The 15,505-nt window shown below is 67.2% G+C and carries 11 protein-coding genes; 7 read left to right on the top strand and 4 right to left on the bottom strand.

The window, feature by feature from the left end; translation table 11 throughout:
• Window positions 1-307: 307 nt before the first annotated feature.
• Window positions 308-439, bottom strand: a complete 132-nt coding sequence (locus tag ACOOF5_RS14085; protein ID WP_420440198.1) for a hypothetical protein — start codon at window positions 437-439, stop codon at window positions 308-310.
• A 222-nt stretch (window positions 440-661) separates the two neighbouring features.
• The gene (locus ACOOF5_RS14080; RefSeq protein WP_420440196.1) at window positions 662-1,252 is read right to left on the bottom strand and encodes a transglycosylase SLT domain-containing protein; all 591 of its coding nucleotides are present in this window, start codon (window positions 1,250-1,252) and stop codon (window positions 662-664) included.
• A 455-nt stretch (window positions 1,253-1,707) separates the two neighbouring features.
• Between ACOOF5_RS14080 and ACOOF5_RS14075 the strand changes: the two genes are divergently transcribed.
• Both ACOOF5_RS14075 and ACOOF5_RS14070 read left to right on the top strand, forming a co-directional pair.
• Window positions 1,708-3,459, top strand: a complete 1,752-nt coding sequence (locus tag ACOOF5_RS14075; RefSeq protein ID WP_420440194.1) for an N-acyl-D-amino-acid deacylase family protein — start codon at window positions 1,708-1,710, stop codon at window positions 3,457-3,459.
• A gap of 113 nt (window positions 3,460-3,572) precedes the next feature.
• Window positions 3,573-4,289: a DsbA family protein gene (locus ACOOF5_RS14070; RefSeq protein WP_420440192.1), complete on the top strand. Its 717-nt coding sequence runs from the start codon at window positions 3,573-3,575 to the stop codon at window positions 4,287-4,289.
• Window positions 4,290-4,337: 48 nt separating this feature from the next.
• On the opposite strand, the gene ACOOF5_RS14065 is transcribed toward ACOOF5_RS14070, so the two are convergent.
• Together ACOOF5_RS14065 and ACOOF5_RS14060 are read right to left on the bottom strand one after the other, a co-directional pair.
• The gene (locus ACOOF5_RS14065; protein ID WP_420440190.1) at window positions 4,338-4,751 is read right to left on the bottom strand and encodes a hypothetical protein; all 414 of its coding nucleotides are present in this window, start codon (window positions 4,749-4,751) and stop codon (window positions 4,338-4,340) included.
• Window positions 4,748-8,332 (bottom strand): DEAD/DEAH box helicase, encoded by a 3,585-nt coding sequence (locus tag ACOOF5_RS14060; RefSeq protein WP_420440188.1) that lies wholly within the window; start codon window positions 8,330-8,332, stop codon window positions 4,748-4,750. The genes ACOOF5_RS14065 and ACOOF5_RS14060 overlap by 4 nt, the downstream gene beginning before the upstream one ends.
• A gap of 298 nt (window positions 8,333-8,630) precedes the next feature.
• Here ACOOF5_RS14060 and ACOOF5_RS14055 point away from each other — a divergent pair, with 298 nt between their 5' ends.
• From ACOOF5_RS14055 to ACOOF5_RS14035, 5 genes are all read left to right on the top strand, one after another.
• A complete protein-coding gene (locus ACOOF5_RS14055) occupies window positions 8,631-10,343 on the top strand; it encodes a proline--tRNA ligase (RefSeq protein WP_420440186.1) in 1,713 nt (570 codons plus the stop codon).
• 356 nt (window positions 10,344-10,699) lie between these two features.
• Window positions 10,700-11,422: a corrinoid protein gene (locus ACOOF5_RS14050; protein ID WP_419839141.1), complete on the top strand. Its 723-nt coding sequence runs from the start codon at window positions 10,700-10,702 to the stop codon at window positions 11,420-11,422.
• Window positions 11,423-11,434: 12 nt separating this feature from the next.
• Window positions 11,435-12,304 carry a DUF1638 domain-containing protein gene (locus ACOOF5_RS14045; RefSeq protein WP_420440184.1) on the top strand — a complete coding sequence of 290 codons (870 nt, stop codon included), beginning with the start codon at window positions 11,435-11,437 and terminating at the stop codon, window positions 12,302-12,304.
• On the top strand, window positions 12,301-13,230 hold the full coding sequence (locus ACOOF5_RS14040; protein ID WP_420440182.1) for a dihydropteroate synthase: 930 nt from the start codon (window positions 12,301-12,303) through the stop codon (window positions 13,228-13,230). Before ACOOF5_RS14045 ends, ACOOF5_RS14040 begins: the two co-directional genes overlap by 4 nt.
• Before the next feature lie 10 nt (window positions 13,231-13,240).
• On the top strand, window positions 13,241-15,460 hold the full coding sequence (locus tag ACOOF5_RS14035; RefSeq protein WP_420440180.1) for an ASKHA domain-containing protein: 2,220 nt from the start codon (window positions 13,241-13,243) through the stop codon (window positions 15,458-15,460).
• Window positions 15,461-15,505 lie beyond the last annotated feature (45 nt).

Raw genomic sequence — 15,505 nt, 5'->3', positions numbered from 1 at the left:
ATGTCAAGTTCAGTGAATCTCGCGGGGTCGGCGCGATTGGCAGCGCGGTTCGTGGCGTGATTGGTCCTGGGGCGGGAAATTCTCGCGTTCGGGACGTGATCGGCCGCGGTCCGGGCGTTCGGCGCTGGTGGTGCGGCGTTGTTGCAGGCGTCGGGATTTCTGTGACGCTGAGCTCGACGTCGCGTCGCGTGTTGGTTCGTCGTCGCGCGTATACTCAAGGCAGCGAGGAACGCGGGATCAACCGACGGCGCGGGCAACCGCGTCACTTGGCAAATGTCGCTAAGTCGGCCCGGTTCCTCGTTCTTCGTTACTGCACCGGTACCCGAGCGGCGAATGACGGCCACCATGGTTCCCCTTGGTGCCATCCGTCGGCCATCGACTTGACGGCGTAGGACTCGAGATCGCGTTTGACCCACACAGCGGGGGCCAGAGCGTTCATGTAAGCAGGCTCGACCCGATACGGCGGGTGCGTCTTGGGGACGACCGCTTGGTGCAGGCATGATTGTCGGGACAAGACGCGGCCGCATCGATCTTGCCCACAATGCGGCACGGAAATGGATCCGCGAGATGCCGCCAGAAGCCCAGTCGTCGTCGTGACCCCTGAAGGTCCCGCAGCACGGAACGCCGAATCTCGCTCCAGCGGGTCCACGGGAAACGCCCACTACTCCTGGGGTGCGGCGGGGGCCTCAAATGCGGCGTGGCAGGCTGGTGTGGACCGGCTGAGTTCGTTGAAGCACCAGGGCTCCCAGCCGCGAACGAGCCAGATTTCATAGGCGGCGCGGAGGTTGATGTCCGGATCCAACCAGGCGTCACAAGGCGAAGCCGGCCGGCGGCCCGTGCGAAATGCTTCTTCTTTGGCATGAAAGCACCACGTCGCCGCCGGCGTCGCGGCGGTGAGACCGTCGCAGCGCAGATCGACCTGCGGGAGGTGGTCGGGCAGTTGTCGCACCCGAGGAAGACCGTCGATGCCCTTTCCCGCCCAACAGGTTGCGTTGAGCTGGAGCAGACCCCAGTCGTTGGTCGGGGAAAGCGCCTGTTCGTTGCAGAGTGATTCTCGCCAGATCAATGCGAGCACAACGTCTGGGTCCCAGTCACCGACGGCCTGAACCTGGGAGCGATAGCGATCGCATGCCAGCGGTACTCCCGGTGCGACTGTTCGCCTGAAGTGCTGTTTCGGTTCTATGAGCGCATCCGCGGTGGCAAGCGGCGAAGCGGGCAGATGTGGATGCTCGACCACCGCGTTGGTCTCCACTCCCCCGGCGCGAGGAGGAGGGAGAGGAGGAGGAGGATGAGGAGACGGGAAAGCTTCGAGAACCAGCGGCGGAGCGGTCAACGGACTCTGTAATCCCCTGGTGTCATCCCCTACCGCAGGGTCGGTGGGCCCTTGGGTGTAGGGATGGACCGATGGGCGCGTCTGGGCGGTCTCGGGGGAGTGGGCAGCGCCTAGGGTCAACGGCAGGAACACGCCCACGAAGACAATGGCCGCTGCGACGGTGGCGACACGTTGGAGATGTTCAGACGGAGGAGACATTGCCTTGAGGGGTCGGCAAACGAGGCCCGAGCCTATGGCGCTGTGCCTGCGCCGGCGCATCACTGTCCCGGCATGCGCCGAAGCGGACGGGTAGCGTGAAAGGGCCGGTCGCAGGTACGCCCGTCGTGTCGTGGCGGCCGTTGCAGTCAGATCGCTGAGCGCTGCGGGGGCATGCCATGAGCACCGAATCCACGAACACGGAATTCGACATCCACATCCAGAACGGCACGGTGGTGGACGGCACACGGGTGCCGCGCTACAGGGGCGACGTCTGGATCAAAGACGGCAAGGTGGCCCAGCTCGGGGGACGTCCCCGCGGCACCGCGCAACGCGTCATCGACGCCGCCGGCAAGATCGTGGCCCCTGGCTTTGTCGACCTGCACACCCACTACGACGCCCAGATTCGCTGGGATCCGTGGTGCACCATCTCGGGATACCACGGGGTGACGTCGGTGGTCCTCGGCAACTGCGGTTTCGGCTTCGCGCCGGTCAAGCCGGAATTCCGCGACCGCTCGATGCTCACGATGACCCGTACCGAGGCAATCCCCTATGAGTCGATGCGACTGGGCATGGACTGGGACTGGGAGACGATCCCGGAGTACCTCGACTCCCTCGATCGGGCCCCCAAGGGCGTGAACGTCATCCAGTACATGCCCACGGCGTCGCTGATGACCTACGTCATGGGTCTCGAGAAGGCCAAGGCCGGCGTGCCCGCCACCGAGGCCGAGCGCAAGGAAATGGCCCGGCTATTGCACGAGGGGATGGACGCCGGCCTGTGCGGCTTCTCCATCCAGCGTCTTGGCCCCGACAGCGTGCAGGCCGACTACGACGGCTCCCCCATGGTCACTGACATCATGTGTGACGAGGACATCTTGAACCTCGCAAGCGTGCTGGCCGAACGCGACGAGGGCTTCATCCAGATCACCCAGGGCACCGGTGACATCCGGGCCGACATCAAGTTCCTCGAGGTACTCGCAGCGACGGCCCAGCGGCCGATCCTGCACAACGTGGTGGCGCCCTCTCGAAAGGACCCCGAGGTACACCGCCGGCCCCTTCGCTGGATCGACAAGTGCTGGAACCAGGAACTGCCGATCTATGCACAATGCGGGACGGGGCGGGCGGGCTTCGCCTTCACGCTGGAGCACTGGAACCTCTACGACGCCTCCCCCGCTTGGCGTGCGGTCACCACGGGCACCAAGGACGAGAAGATTGCCAAGATGTCCGATCCCGAGCTCCGCAATGCGCTCGTGGCAGAGGCTGCCGAGGCCGATCGGCGGCTGCAGGTCATCCAAGCCGGCGTCGGCGGCAATCCCAAGAGTCTCGTGGTCCAGGGGGTCAACCGGCAGGCCGACATGCAGCAATACGTCGGGCGCTCCGTCGGCGACTTGGCAACCGAACAGGGCAAACATCCCATCGAGGTGATGCTGGACCTGTCGCTGCAAGGCGATCTCAACGTCGAGTTCCTCGGCCCCGACAAGGGATCCAACGCCGAGTTCATGGGCGAGATGATGCAGTCGCCGTATGCCATTCCCGGTGTGTCCGATGGCGGTGCACACACCAAGTTCTTCAGCGGTGGCTCTTACACCACCGATTTCTTGACGTGGCTTGTGCGCGACGAGGGCGTGGTGACGCTGGAAGAGGCCCACTACCGCCTCTCCGCGCTGGCGGCCCATGCGGCAGGGTTCAAGGACCGGGGCACGCTGCGCGAGGGGGCCGCCGCCGACGTCGTGGTCTACGACATGGAGGAGCTCGAGATCGATCCGCCCTGGATCGGCAACGTGGAGCACGACCTGCCCGGCGGCGAGTGGCGCCGGGTCCAGCGGGCCAAGGGCTACGACCAGATCATCGTCAACGGCGAGGTCACCTTCGAATCCGGCGAGTGCACGGGGGCGACCCCAGGTCGCCTGCTGCGACACGGCCGCGGCTGAGCGGCCCATCGGACACGGCCGCTGTTAAGCGGCCCATCGAACACCGAGCGGCTGAGTGGCCCATCGAACTCAGCGCTGCTGAGCGGCCCGCAATCAGAGGAGAGATACAAGAGATGAGCGCAAGCAACGGCACCAAGTACACCGGCCCGACCGAGGTCGATTTCCACTTCGACGTGATGTGCCCGTGGGCATACCAGACCTCCCTATGGATGCGGGACGTGCGCGATCAACTGGATCTGCAGGTCAATTGGAAGTTCTTCAGTCTCGAAGAGGTGAACCTGCGCGAGGGCAAGAAGCATCCGTGGGAGCGTGACTGGAGCTACGGCTGGTCGATGATGCGCATCGGCGCGATCCTGCGGCGCGATTCGATGGAACTGCTCGACAAGTGGTACGCGGTGTCGGGCAGGGCTCTACATGTCGACGGCAACCGCCCCCACAATCCCGATGTAGCCCGGCACCTGCTGACCGAAATCGGCGCTGATCCGGCGATTGTCGACGTCTCCATCGAGGACGAGACCACCCACGACGAGATCAAGGCCGAGCACCAGCGGGTCATCGATTCGGGCGGCTTCGGGGTGCCGACCCTGTATTTCGGCGACACGGCGATATTTGGACCGGTCTTGCTCGATCCGCCGACCGGCGAAGCTGCGCTGCGCATGTGGGATCTAGTCCTCGGCTGGCTGGAATTCCCGCACCTGTACGAGATCCAGCACATGCCTCGCGATGAGAAGAAGATTTTCGACACCTTCCGGCCATATCTCGAAGCACGCGACTGGGTCAGCATCAATCGCGGCAAAGAAGTCGGCATGGAACCTCAGGCAGCCGATTGACCTGAGCCCCGCATCGCTGGGCAAGTATTGCGAGCCTGGCTTGTGCGGTCAGGACTCCGCGGGCTTGTCGCCGTCGGCCCCGAGCAGGCCCCCGGCTGCAGCAAGTGCCCCGGCCATGGCCACGGCGCGCTGGTACACAGCTTCGAAATAGTGCTCCGCGACCGTCTCGCGACCCGCGAGTGGCGGCTTGCCCAGCGAGCGCACGGTCGACGTCGGATCTGTCGTGACCGAGATCGGACGGGTCTCGGTGAGGATGACCGGCGGCGTCGCCGGCACGACGTTGGCGATGGTCGTCGCCGACGCGGCTGAACCCCCAACGGCATCTGCATGTTCCGACGGTGCCGCCGAGACGGCCGTGCCATGCCAGAACGCTCCGCTCGCCTCAGCGGCCTGGCGCTGCTGGGCCTCGGCCCCGTCGATGCGGCGAGTGCGCGAGGTCTTGCGCCGGCGCCGATTGCTCATGATCCGCCCCCTCCGGCGAGTGCCAGGCCCGCCGGCGCCGGTGCGCCGGAGTCGATTCCTTCGGAGTCGTCGGCAAGGAGTGCATCAGAATCGATGCCCAGAGCGTGCCGCAGTTCCTCGGCGTTGAGGTCGCCGATGGAGCTCGACTTCGGCAGCACCATGTCCGCGATGCGCCGCTTGCCTGCCACGACTTCTTCCACCCGTTCGTCGACGGTGCCCGGACAGACGAGGCGATGGCAGATGACGGTGCGTGTCTGGCCGATGCGCCAAGCCCGGTCACGGGCCTGGTCTTCGACTGCAGGGTTCCACCAACGGTCGTAGAGCACTACATGGCTCGCGGCAGTCAGGTTCAGACCCGTGCCTCCCGCCTTGAGCGACAGCACCATCGCCCCAGGTCCATCCTCGGTCTGGAAACGGTGCACCATCCGATCACGCGCAGAGCGGCCCAGTCCGCCGTGATAACAGTCGATCTGGTAGCCGGTCTCTCGGGTGAGATGGGTGGCCAGTCGCTCACCCCAGGTGGCAAAGTGCGTGAACACCAGCGCCCGCTCCCCCGCCGCGAACACCGCCTCGAGGATCTCGTGCAGCCGGTCGAGTTTGCCGCTTCGCCCTTCGATCTCGTCGTCGATGTCGTCGGGGCGGTAGTTGAGCGGGTGATTGCAGATCTGCTTGAGGGCAGTGATCGCTGCGAGGACAGCGCCCTTGCGCCTCTCACCCGCTTGCTCGCTCTGTGCGGTGTCCACGATGAGCTGGTCGAGCACGGCCTGGTACAGGCCGATCTGCTCGGGCGTCATGGCGCAGTGCGCGATCTCGTCGATGCGGTCGGGCAGCTCGGCGGCAATCTGCGGCTCAGCCTTGGTGCGGCGGAACACCAGCACGCCGTTGAGCGCATGAAGGGCCGATTCGGCGGCGCCGCGTGCATCGCCGGGACGTTGCAGCTGCGCGATGAACGGCGCGCGCGCGCCCACCAGGTCGGGATTGCAGAAGTCCATGATCGCCCACAGGTCGCCGAGCCCGTTCTCGATCGGGGTGCCGGTCAGTGCGACCCGGATCCGGGCAGACAGCCGGCGAAGCTGCTTGGCGGTCTCACTGGTGTGGTTCTTAATGACCTGCGCCTCGTCGACCACGATCCGGTCCCAGGTCACCTCGGACAGTGCTTCGATGTCGCGCACGGCAGTGCCATAGGTGGTGATCACCACGTCGATCTGCCCGTCGGCGTCTGCACCAGTGCCCTCACGCAGTGCCCGCACGAGCTCTGCGGGTTCGCGCCGGGAAGGACCGTGGTGGATGATGGCCGACAGTCCCGGTGTGAAACGCGCCGTCTCGGACGCCCAATTGCCCACCACGGCCGGCGGCGCGATCACCAGGGCGGGGGCTTGGCGCCGATCTGCGACGATGCGGGCGAGCACCGTGGGGGTTTTCCCCAAGCCCATGTCCAAGGCGAGGCAGCCGCCGAGTCCCGCTCCGTCGAGGAACTCCAGCCATGCCACGGCGTCGGCCTGGTAGTTGCGCAGCTCGCCGACGAAACCAGCTGGCGCCGAACGCGGCGCAGCGGAGATGTCCGAGGCAGAGCGGAGTAGGTCGGCCGCCCAACCGCTGCCCGAGATGGTGATGCCGCCGCGCACCGATGGACCCTCGAGCCCCAGCACCTGGCGCAGCATCTGCGAACCAGTGAGCTTGGTGACCTCTTCGCGTTCGGCAAGTGCTGCGGCCGCTTCAGCGAGGTCTGCGTGATCCAGCGCAATCCACTGACCCCGGTCGCGCACGAGCGGCCGGGCTTGTGAAGCCAGCTCCTGGATCTCCTCCGCGGTGAGCTCCACATCGCCGAAGACCGCTGTCCAGCTCACCGCGGTGAGCTGCTGAGCGCCAAGTGCACTGTCGTCATCCTCGATCGCAGTGAGCCGCAGCGAGGGGGCCGGGCGATCCCGGGAGAGGTTCGGCACCTCGACCTTGAAGCCCGCCGATTGCAGCGCCGGGCCAATGACCGACATCAGCTCCCATGCTTCGTCTTGGCTCAGCACCACCTCGCCGCGCCGCTTGCCGCCGGGGCGCATCAGCACCGGCAGCAGTCGCTCGAGGCGAGTGAGCTGATCACGCACCTCGGTGCGATGCGAGCTCACGCCGCTCACCATCGCCACCTCGACGGGCTCGGTCACGCCTTCGGGGTTGAGCGCGAGCACCTCCATGTGCCAGGCCCCGGCATCGTCGGGCTCGTCGAGCCGCACCACCAGCGACTGACGGGCGGCGGTAGTCACCGGCCGCGCCCACAGCTCGATGCGACGAGCCAGATCCGAGCCCTGGGTCGCCGACCCGACGAAACGGGTGCCGTCGAGGTACGCGAGGAAGGCCTCTGCCATTTCTGCCCGGCTCCGGGGCTCGGGCGAGGCGGCAGGCACGTCGAGCCGCTTCGCGGCGCTGGTCACGATGGCGTCGACCATTCCCGACAGGGCAGACTGCACCGTCGTGCGAGATTCTGCTTTGGGTTCGGGTGCCGCCACCGCACCGGGCAGGCATTCAGTGAGGCCAGCCAGCCGGTCGGCGGGAGGTGAGGCCGGCTGCCACTGGACCGAGAACTCCGCCGTGTCAGGCCGCTTGCGATTGCGACGCTTGCGAACGCGGTGCAGGCGCGGCACGGTACGACCCCCTGCCACGAGCTCCACCGCCGTGCGCGCTGCAGTTCGCAGCCACAGCGCGCTGATGCCGAGCAGGCGCTCGTCGTTAGCGCCTCCCGCGGCGCTGTCGAGTTGCTCGTTGCCGTGCAACGACTCGTCGTCCATCGGCTCGCCGTTACCGGCAGCGATGTCCGCAGACGTCGGGGCTGCATCGGCCGTTTCGCCCGCCTCGCCCGATGCGGACGGGTGGCCTGCGACAGGCCCATCGAGGCCGACCAGCCATCCCAAGACGTCGCCGACGTCAGCCACGAGCGCTTCCGCGCTCATGCCACCGGGCAGCTTGATGTTCGGGTGAGGGCGCCAGACGCTGTCGGGTGCGCCGGTGGCTACGAGGCGGTCCATGACTCGATCAGTGGGGTCGGGTTCGGCACCAGCCCCTGCAGCCCAGGCAATGATCCGTCCTGGCTGCCATGACAGCTGCAGTGCAGCGGGTTCTCGAACCGACCCAGCGACGGAGGCATCGGCGGTCTCGGGAGCCGATGCCGGATCCTCCGGCGACTCGCTCGGGTCGAGGCCGGTCAGGCGTTCATAGGCCGCGGCGAGTTCGGACAAATCGGTCTCAAAATCTCGCACCACCTGGCGCCGGACTGGCCGCGGCAGTCGGCGAGCTTCTGACACAGAGGCTTCGGTCTGGTCGAGCAAGTCCAGTAGGACTCGTTCCCATCGCAGCGAATCCGAGGAGAGGGTGGCGATCTCGTCCTGGGCCGCTGTGCCTTGTGCCTCCGCCCAGACGAGACGGGCGATCTGGGACCAGCGCATCGACGCAAGCGCAGATCGCGCGTGGCCGTTGGACGGCTCTGCAGATCTGTTGACGTCACCGTTGGAGGAGACACCGTGCGCAGGCGCGAGGTCCTCAAGCGCTGGCGCGCCGTGGTGCCGAACCGGAGAAGGTAAGTCGTTGTCGCTCATCGAGTCATGAGGGGGCCGGCAGGTGCGCTGCGGCGCCCGCTCGGGCTGCGCGAGGGGCATGACCCGAACCGTCGATGCAGGACCCGCTGCGGACACAGCCACCAAGTGCGGCGCTGTGACCCCGGTCCGCCGCCGAGCCTGCACGTCCACGACACGGTCGCCGGTGTGCAGTCATCGGTTACGCCGGCTGAGGGTACTGGCGTGGCAGCACATCGCAACGCAGGTGCCGGTACCGCGCTGGAGCGGCCTCGGGGGCAGGTCGCACCATGTGATCGGCTGCCCGCTTACCCTGCGTCGAATGCGATGGTCTGATTCGTTCATCCCGACGCTGCGCGACGCACCTGCGGACGCCACTGCAGCCAGCCACCAACTGCTCGTGCGCGCCGGATTCATCCGCCAGCTGCACTCGGGGCACTACAGCTTGTTGCCGCTCGGTCTGCGGGTGCACAACAAGGTCGCCGACATCGTGCGCGCAGAGATGGACGCCATCGGTGCGCAGGAATTTCTGCTGCCTGCCATGCACCCCGGCGATCTGTGGCGCCGCAGCGGGCGCTGGGGTGTCATGGGATCGGAGATGTTCCGCTTGCGTGATCGCAACGACGCCGACGTCGTGCTGGGAATGACGCACGAGGAGGTCTTTGCGACGCTTGCCGCGGAGATGAGCTCGTATCGAGAACTGCCTCAGACCTGGTACCAGATCCAGACGAAGTTCCGTGACGAGCCGCGCCCGCGCAGCGGCCTGCTACGCGTGCGCGAGTTCATGATGAAGGACTCGTACAGCTTCGACATGAACGAAGCCGGTCTCGACGATTCATTCGAGGCGCACCGTGAGGCGTACCACAAGGTCTTCAAGCGACTCGGCCTCGAGGTCATGGCCGTGCAGGCCTCCTCGGGCGCCATGGGCGGCGATGCCAGCGTCGAGTTCATGGTGGCGTCGCCTGCCGGCGAGGACGATGTGGCTCGATGCAGCCACTGCGGTTACCGAGCCAACATCGAGCGCGCCCGCGCAGCAGTGCTGTCCCTCGACGACCCGCCCGCCGGCGGCGTGCCTGAGCGTTTCGCGACGCCGGGTATCCGCACCATCGAGGCGCTGGCCTCCTTCGAGGGGGGTGCGCCGGCCGACCGGCAGATCAAGACCATGGTGATGGTCCTCGACGATCAACTCACGCTCGTGGTCCTGCGGGGCGATCACCAGCTCAATCTGCAGAAACTGGCCGACTGCAGCGGCGCGATCGACGTGCGCCCCGCCACTGCCACCGACACACTTGCAGAGCTCGGCGCCAACCCGGGCAGTCTCGGCGCAGTCGGCATCGACCACCTGCCGATCTACGCGGATGAGGCCTTACGAGGCCGCCGATCTATGACAACCGGCGCCAATGTCGACGACTGGCACCTGCGTGGTGTGGATGTGGAACGCGACCTCGTCGACCCTCGCTGGGCCGACCTGCGCGAGGTCGCTGCGGGCGAAGCCTGCGTCGATTGCGGCAACCCGCTGGAGATCGTGCGGTGCATCGAAGCAGGCCACATCTTCAAGCTGGGCCGCAAATACTGCGAGGCAATGGGGGTTTCCGTGCTCGATGACCACGGTGTCGCTCAGACCCCGATCATGGGAAGTTACGGCATCGGCATCGGACGAGCCATGGCAGCCGTGGCCGAGACCCATCACGACGAGCGAGGCTTGTGCTGGCCTGTCGCTGTCGCTCCGTTCGAAGTGGTGATCACCGTTCTGGATGCTTCAGATGAGGCGCAGTCGGCAGCCGGCGACGAGCTCCGGAGCGGGCTGGCAGCTCTCGGCGTCGACTGCCTGTACGACGATCGGCCGCTGCGGCCGGGGGTGAAGCTTGCCGACGCGGAGCTCGTGGGCGTCCCCTACCGGGTCACGGTCGGTGCTCGCAGCCTGGCGCAAGGCAACGTGGAACTCATGCAGCGCTCGACCCGCGAGACACGCCTGGTCTCGGTGAACGAGGCGGCGGCCGTGACAGCCGCAGAGGTCAACGCCTTTCGCGACTGAGAGACGGAGCCGTGGCTTGAGCGGCCCGTGAGCGCAGCGAACAAGTGCGCGAAGCTACTCGTGTGACAACGGCAAGGTTCGGCTGCCCGCTCGGGCTCAGCTACCTGGCGGCGGACCACCGCATTCTGCGTCGAATTCGCGCCCTCGCATGTTCGCGTTCCCACAAGGACCGTGGTACCGTGCTGCTGTACCGTTCTGCGGCACAGTTCCACTATGCGGAACAGCAACTAGGCAATTTGACTCAGCAAAACAACTGAGTGGAACGGCTCAGCCGCAGGACGCGACGCTGAATCTTGGACAGCCGACCGGGACGGGGGTGCCCGGCAAACGTCATGACAATGGCGAGGGGGCAACCCATGGCCGATGCGGCAACCGTCGACAGCGCCGATGCTGAAGAGGAGATCGACCTCTCAGCCCTCGACGATGACGACCTCATCGCCCAGATGCACGACGATCTCTACGACGGGCTCGGACCCGAGATCGTCGAAGGCACTGAGCTGTTGCTCGGACGCGGCTGGGGCGCCGACAAGGTCCTCAATGAGGCGTTGGTCGAAGCTATGCGCATTGTCGGCATCGATTTTCGCGACGGGATCCTGTTCGTTCCCGAAGTGCTGCTGGCGGCCAATGCCATGAAAGCCGGCATGGCGATTCTGCGTCCCCTGCTGGCGGAAACCGGGGCCGAACCGATCGGCAAGATCGTGATCGGCACCGTGAAAGGCGACATCCACGACATCGGCAAGAACCTGGTGGGGATGATGCTCGAAGGCGCCGGCTTCGAGGTCGTGGATCTGGGGATCAACACCGACGTCGACGAGTTCCTCGGTGCGCTAGCCGAGCACCGGCCGGACATCTTGGGCATGTCGGCGTTGCTGACGACCACCATGCCCTACATGAAGGTTGTCGTGGACACGCTCATCGAACAGGGCCTGCGGGAGGACTATCTGGTCATCGTCGGCGGGGCCCCGCTGAACCAGGAATTCGGCGAGGCCGTCGGTGCCGACGCGTACTGCCGCGATGCTGCGGTCGCGGCCGAGACAGCAACTGACCTCATCAAGGCCCGGCGTGCCGCCGCAGCGTGAGAGGAGCGTGAGATGACATCCACCTCGGAAACGGCATCGAGCGTTGACTCGAGCACTCCCCGGCGCCGGGGCTCACGTGCCCGCCGGGTTGCCGAGGCAGCGCGCGCCCAAGCGTCGGCGCGGCCCGTGAGCCGCCCGAATGCGAGCCTTGGCGCGGCTGGCCCGTCGCGCGCTGTGCTGGTGCTGGGCTGCGGCGCCTTGGCCAATGAGCTGAAGGCACTGGTGAAGGACGCCAGCGACAGCGACAGCGAAGGCCGCGGCATCGACGTCGAGTGCCTTCCCGCCAAGCTCCACAATCGGCCGGCGTACATCGCGGGTGAGGTTCGCGCCCGGCTGGACCGGCTCGCCCAGCAAGGTCGCACCTACGAGCGGATCCTGCTCGGCTACGGCGATTGCGGCAGCGCTGGCGCAATCGACGCCTTGTGCGCTGAATTCGAGCGGGCCCACGCAGCAGGCAACGGTCCGGCCATGACCCGCGTACCCGGCGCGCACTGTTATGAGTTCTTCGCCGGGGCGGCCGACTTCGCCCGGCTCAGCGACGACGAGCCAGCCACGTTCTACCTGACCGACTATCTGGCCCGTCACTTCGACCTGCTGGTGTGGAACGGCCTCGGCATCGCCGACCATCCCGAGCTGGCCGAGATGTACTTCGGCAACTACCGGCGTGTCGTGCTGTTGACCCAGACCTGCGACGACGCCGAACGCGCCCGGGTGGAAGCCTGTGCCCGAGCCGGGGCCGAGCGGCTGGGTCTGCCGCTGGAGGTCGTGCGCACCGGCTACGGCGAGCTGGCCGATGCAGTCACCTCGGTGAGACTCGACCCGCCGGCTCGCCAGTCGGCGGCGCCGGCCGGCGGCAGTGCGATGGCGCAGACCGCGTCGTGACCGACACCGTCATCAGCTCCGCCACACGCGAGGCCGTCATCGGCTTCGACCGTCCGTTCGTCATGATCGGCGAGCGCATCAATCCGACTGGCCGCAAGATGCTCGCAGAGGAGATGCGCTCGGGCGATTTCAGCCGGGTGGAGGCCGATGCGCTCGCCCAGGTCGCCGCCGGTGCGCACATGCTCGATGTGAATGCTGGCGTGCCGCTCGCCGACGAACCGGCCATGCTCGCGACGGCAATCAAGCTCGTCCAGTCGGTCACCGACGTCCCGCTCAGCATCGACTCCTCGGTGATCGAAGCGCTGGAGGCCGGCGTCGACGCCTACGTCGGCAAGCCGCTCATCAATTCCGTCACCGGCGAGCTCGAAGTCATGGAACGGGTGCTGCCCCTAGTCGCCCGTGCCGGTGCCGCCGTTGTTGCGATCTCCAACGACGAGACGGGCATCAGCGAAGACCCCGACGTGCGCTTCGAGGTGGCACGACGCATCGTCAACACAGCGGCCGAATACGGGATCCCCCGTCACGACGTGGTGGTGGATCCCCTCGTGATGCCGATCGGAGCCATGGCGACCGCCGGACGACAGGTTTTCCAGCTTGTGCGGCGACTGCGTGACGAGCTCGACGTGAACACCACCTGCGGCGCCTCGAACGTGAGTTTTGGCCTGCCCAACCGCAACGTGATCACCGGCACGTTCCTGGCGATGGCGATCGGCGCAGGCTTGACCTCCGCCATCATGAACCCACTCCACGCCGACGTGAAGGCAGCCGTCATGGCGGGCGACGTCTTGGCGGGCAACGACCAGAACTGTGCCGCGTGGATCTCTGAACACCGCGACCGCGCCAGCGTGGGCGCGAACGGTGCCGCCGGCGGAGCGGCGGGCGATCGGCCCCGGCGGCGGGGCGGACGACGCGCTCGCACCGGCTGACGGAGCCCCGATGCCGCCGGGCCCGCCCCCGCCCGCCGATACCGCTTCGGCCTCAGTGATGGATATCGAGGGGATCGGCGCGCCCAGCGCAGAGGACGGCGACGAGCCCCCAGCCGGCCCGCCTGCGTGCACGGTGGTGTTCACTCCGACGGGGCGCACGGGCATCGTGAGCGAGGGCATCACGGTGCTCGACGCTGCTCGTGAACTCGGCGTTGATCTCGACAGCGTCTGCGGCGGGCGCGGCATCTGCGGCCGATGCCAGGTTGTCCCGTCGGTGGGTTCGTTCCCCAAATGGGCCATCACCGCCGGCCCCGAGGCGCTCAGCCCCACAGGTGCAACCGAAGCGGCGTACGGCGGCCACCGTCCGCTTGGCCCGCAGTCACGGCTGGGCTGTCAGGCGCTCGTGCAGGCAGACGTCGTCGTCGACGTGCCGCCCGACAGCCAGCTGCACGGCCCCGTGGTGCGCAAGACCGTCGACGTCGGCGACATCGCATTGGACCCGCTGTCAACCCTGCATGTGGTCACCGTGCCGCCACCGACGCTGGATGAGCGCCGCGGCCTGGCCCAAACGGTGATCGACTGCGTCGCCGACGAATGGGATGTCCGCCTGGCCGGGATACTGCCTGGGGCACTCGGAGCACTTCACGCATCGGTCGCCGCCGGCGCCCCCGATGGCGACGGCGGCCGCCTGGTCACGGTCGCCGTGCGCTGGAGCGGGCCCGAGCGAGGCGGGCGCACCGGCATGATCTCGGCGGTGTGGCCCGATGTGGTGACGGCCGCGCTCGGCATCGCCATCGACATCGGCTCGACCACCCTCGCGGGGCACCTGACCGATCTGCACAGCGGCGAGATTCTTGCCTCGGCAGGCCGGATGAACCCTCAGATTCGCCTCGGCGAAGACCTGATGAGCCGGGTCTCGTACGTGATGATGAATCCGGGCGGGGCGGCCGAGCTCACCTCGCTCGTCCGCGACGCGCTGGCGTTGCTGACCAACGAGCTCTGTGACGCGGCCGGTACAGATCCGTCCGGCGTACTCGAGGTGGTGCTCGTCGGCAACCCGATCATGATCCACATCGCCCTCGGCATCGATCCGACCCCCCTCGGACAGGCGCCGTTCACCTTGGCCACCGACGCTGCCGTCGAGCTCGAAGGACCTCAGATGGGCCTGCCGTGCCCGGCGGCTCGGGTGTATGTGGGCCCCGCCATCGCCGGCCATGTCGGCGCGGACACCTCGGCGGCAGTGCTTGCTGGGGGCCCGCACCGCGACGAGGCCATCACCCTGCTGGTGGACGTCGGCACAAACGCTGAGATCGTGCTGGGCAGCTCGCAGGGACTCTGGGCAGCCTCCAGCCCGACGGGCCCGGCGTTTGAGGGCGCCCAGATCAGCCATGGGCAGCGGGCGACGCCGGGTGCGATCGAACGGGTGCGCATCGATCCGGCGACGTGGGCTCCCCGAATTCGTGTCATCGGCTGCGATCTCTGGTCCGACGAGCCCGGCTTCGCTGAGGCAATCGAGCAGCGGGTCGCAGCCGGTTCTCGCAGTGCAGCCGCAGGCGTCACGGGCATATGTGGCTCCGGGATCATCGAGGTCGTCGCCGAGATGTACCTCGCGGGGATGCTGTCGTCCGATGGGGTCATCGCCGCAGCACCGACGGAGGGCGAGCGGGCATCACGTGTGATCTCAGATGGCCGGACCTCGTCGTTCGTGCTGTACGAACCACCCGAGGGGTCTGGCGGCCCGACCATCACCGTCACTCAGAACGATGTCCGGGCGATCCAGCTCGCTAAGGCAGCGCTGCGCGCCGGCATCGATCTGTTGTGCGAACGCGCGAGCATCGTTGCCCCAGATCGCGTGCAGCTCGCGGGGGCCTTCGGAGCACACATCGACCCCACCAGGGCGATGGTGCTCGGTCTCATCGGCGACTGCGACCCCGGTGCTGTGCGATCGGTGGGCAACGCCGCGGGCACAGGTGCGTTACGCGCACTGCTATCGGGTGCTCAGCGTGCAGAGATGGAACGAGTCGTCCGCAGCATCCGAAAAATCGAGACCGCCACCGAGCCCCGCTTTCAGGAACTCTTCGTGGCCGCCATGGCACTCCCCCACGCAACTGCACCCTCGCCGAAGCTCTCGACGGCGATTGCGCTGCCGCCGCGAGCGAGTCCCGATGCCCCCGACGCAGTGCGCGGTGAACGGTCCTCACGCCGTTCGCGGCAGCGACGGCGACGATGACGCACGCTCTTGGTATCCAGGAGATCGATCTGCACCGGAAGGCAG

The organism is Candidatus Poriferisodalis sp. (genome assembly GCF_965214215.1).
Lineage (GTDB): Bacteria > Actinomycetota > Acidimicrobiia > Acidimicrobiales > Poriferisodalaceae > Poriferisodalis.
Note: the sequence above shows the minus strand (reverse complement) of the source record. Positions and strands in the feature narration are given on the sequence as shown.

Bases quoted from the DNA above. Each gene is read 5' to 3' on its own strand.
- ACOOF5_RS14060 (WP_420440188.1), bottom strand. From the start codon at position 8,332: ATGAGCGACAACGACTTACCTTCTCCGGTTCGGCACCACGGCGCGCCA.
- ACOOF5_RS14035 (WP_420440180.1), top strand. From the start codon at position 13,241: ATGCCGCCGGGCCCGCCCCCGCCCGCCGATACCGCTTCGGCCTCAGTG.
- ACOOF5_RS14070 (WP_420440192.1), top strand. From the start codon at position 3,573: ATGAGCGCAAGCAACGGCACCAAGTACACCGGCCCGACCGAGGTCGAT.
- ACOOF5_RS14050 (WP_419839141.1), top strand. From the start codon at position 10,700: ATGGCCGATGCGGCAACCGTCGACAGCGCCGATGCTGAAGAGGAGATC.
- ACOOF5_RS14065 (WP_420440190.1), bottom strand. From the start codon at position 4,751: ATGAGCAATCGGCGCCGGCGCAAGACCTCGCGCACTCGCCGCATCGAC.
- ACOOF5_RS14045 (WP_420440184.1), top strand. From the start codon at position 11,435: ATGACATCCACCTCGGAAACGGCATCGAGCGTTGACTCGAGCACTCCC.
- ACOOF5_RS14085 (WP_420440198.1), bottom strand. From the start codon at position 439: ATGAACGCTCTGGCCCCCGCTGTGTGGGTCAAACGCGATCTCGAGTCC.
- ACOOF5_RS14055 (WP_420440186.1), top strand. From the start codon at position 8,631: ATGCGATGGTCTGATTCGTTCATCCCGACGCTGCGCGACGCACCTGCG.
- ACOOF5_RS14075 (WP_420440194.1), top strand. From the start codon at position 1,708: ATGAGCACCGAATCCACGAACACGGAATTCGACATCCACATCCAGAAC.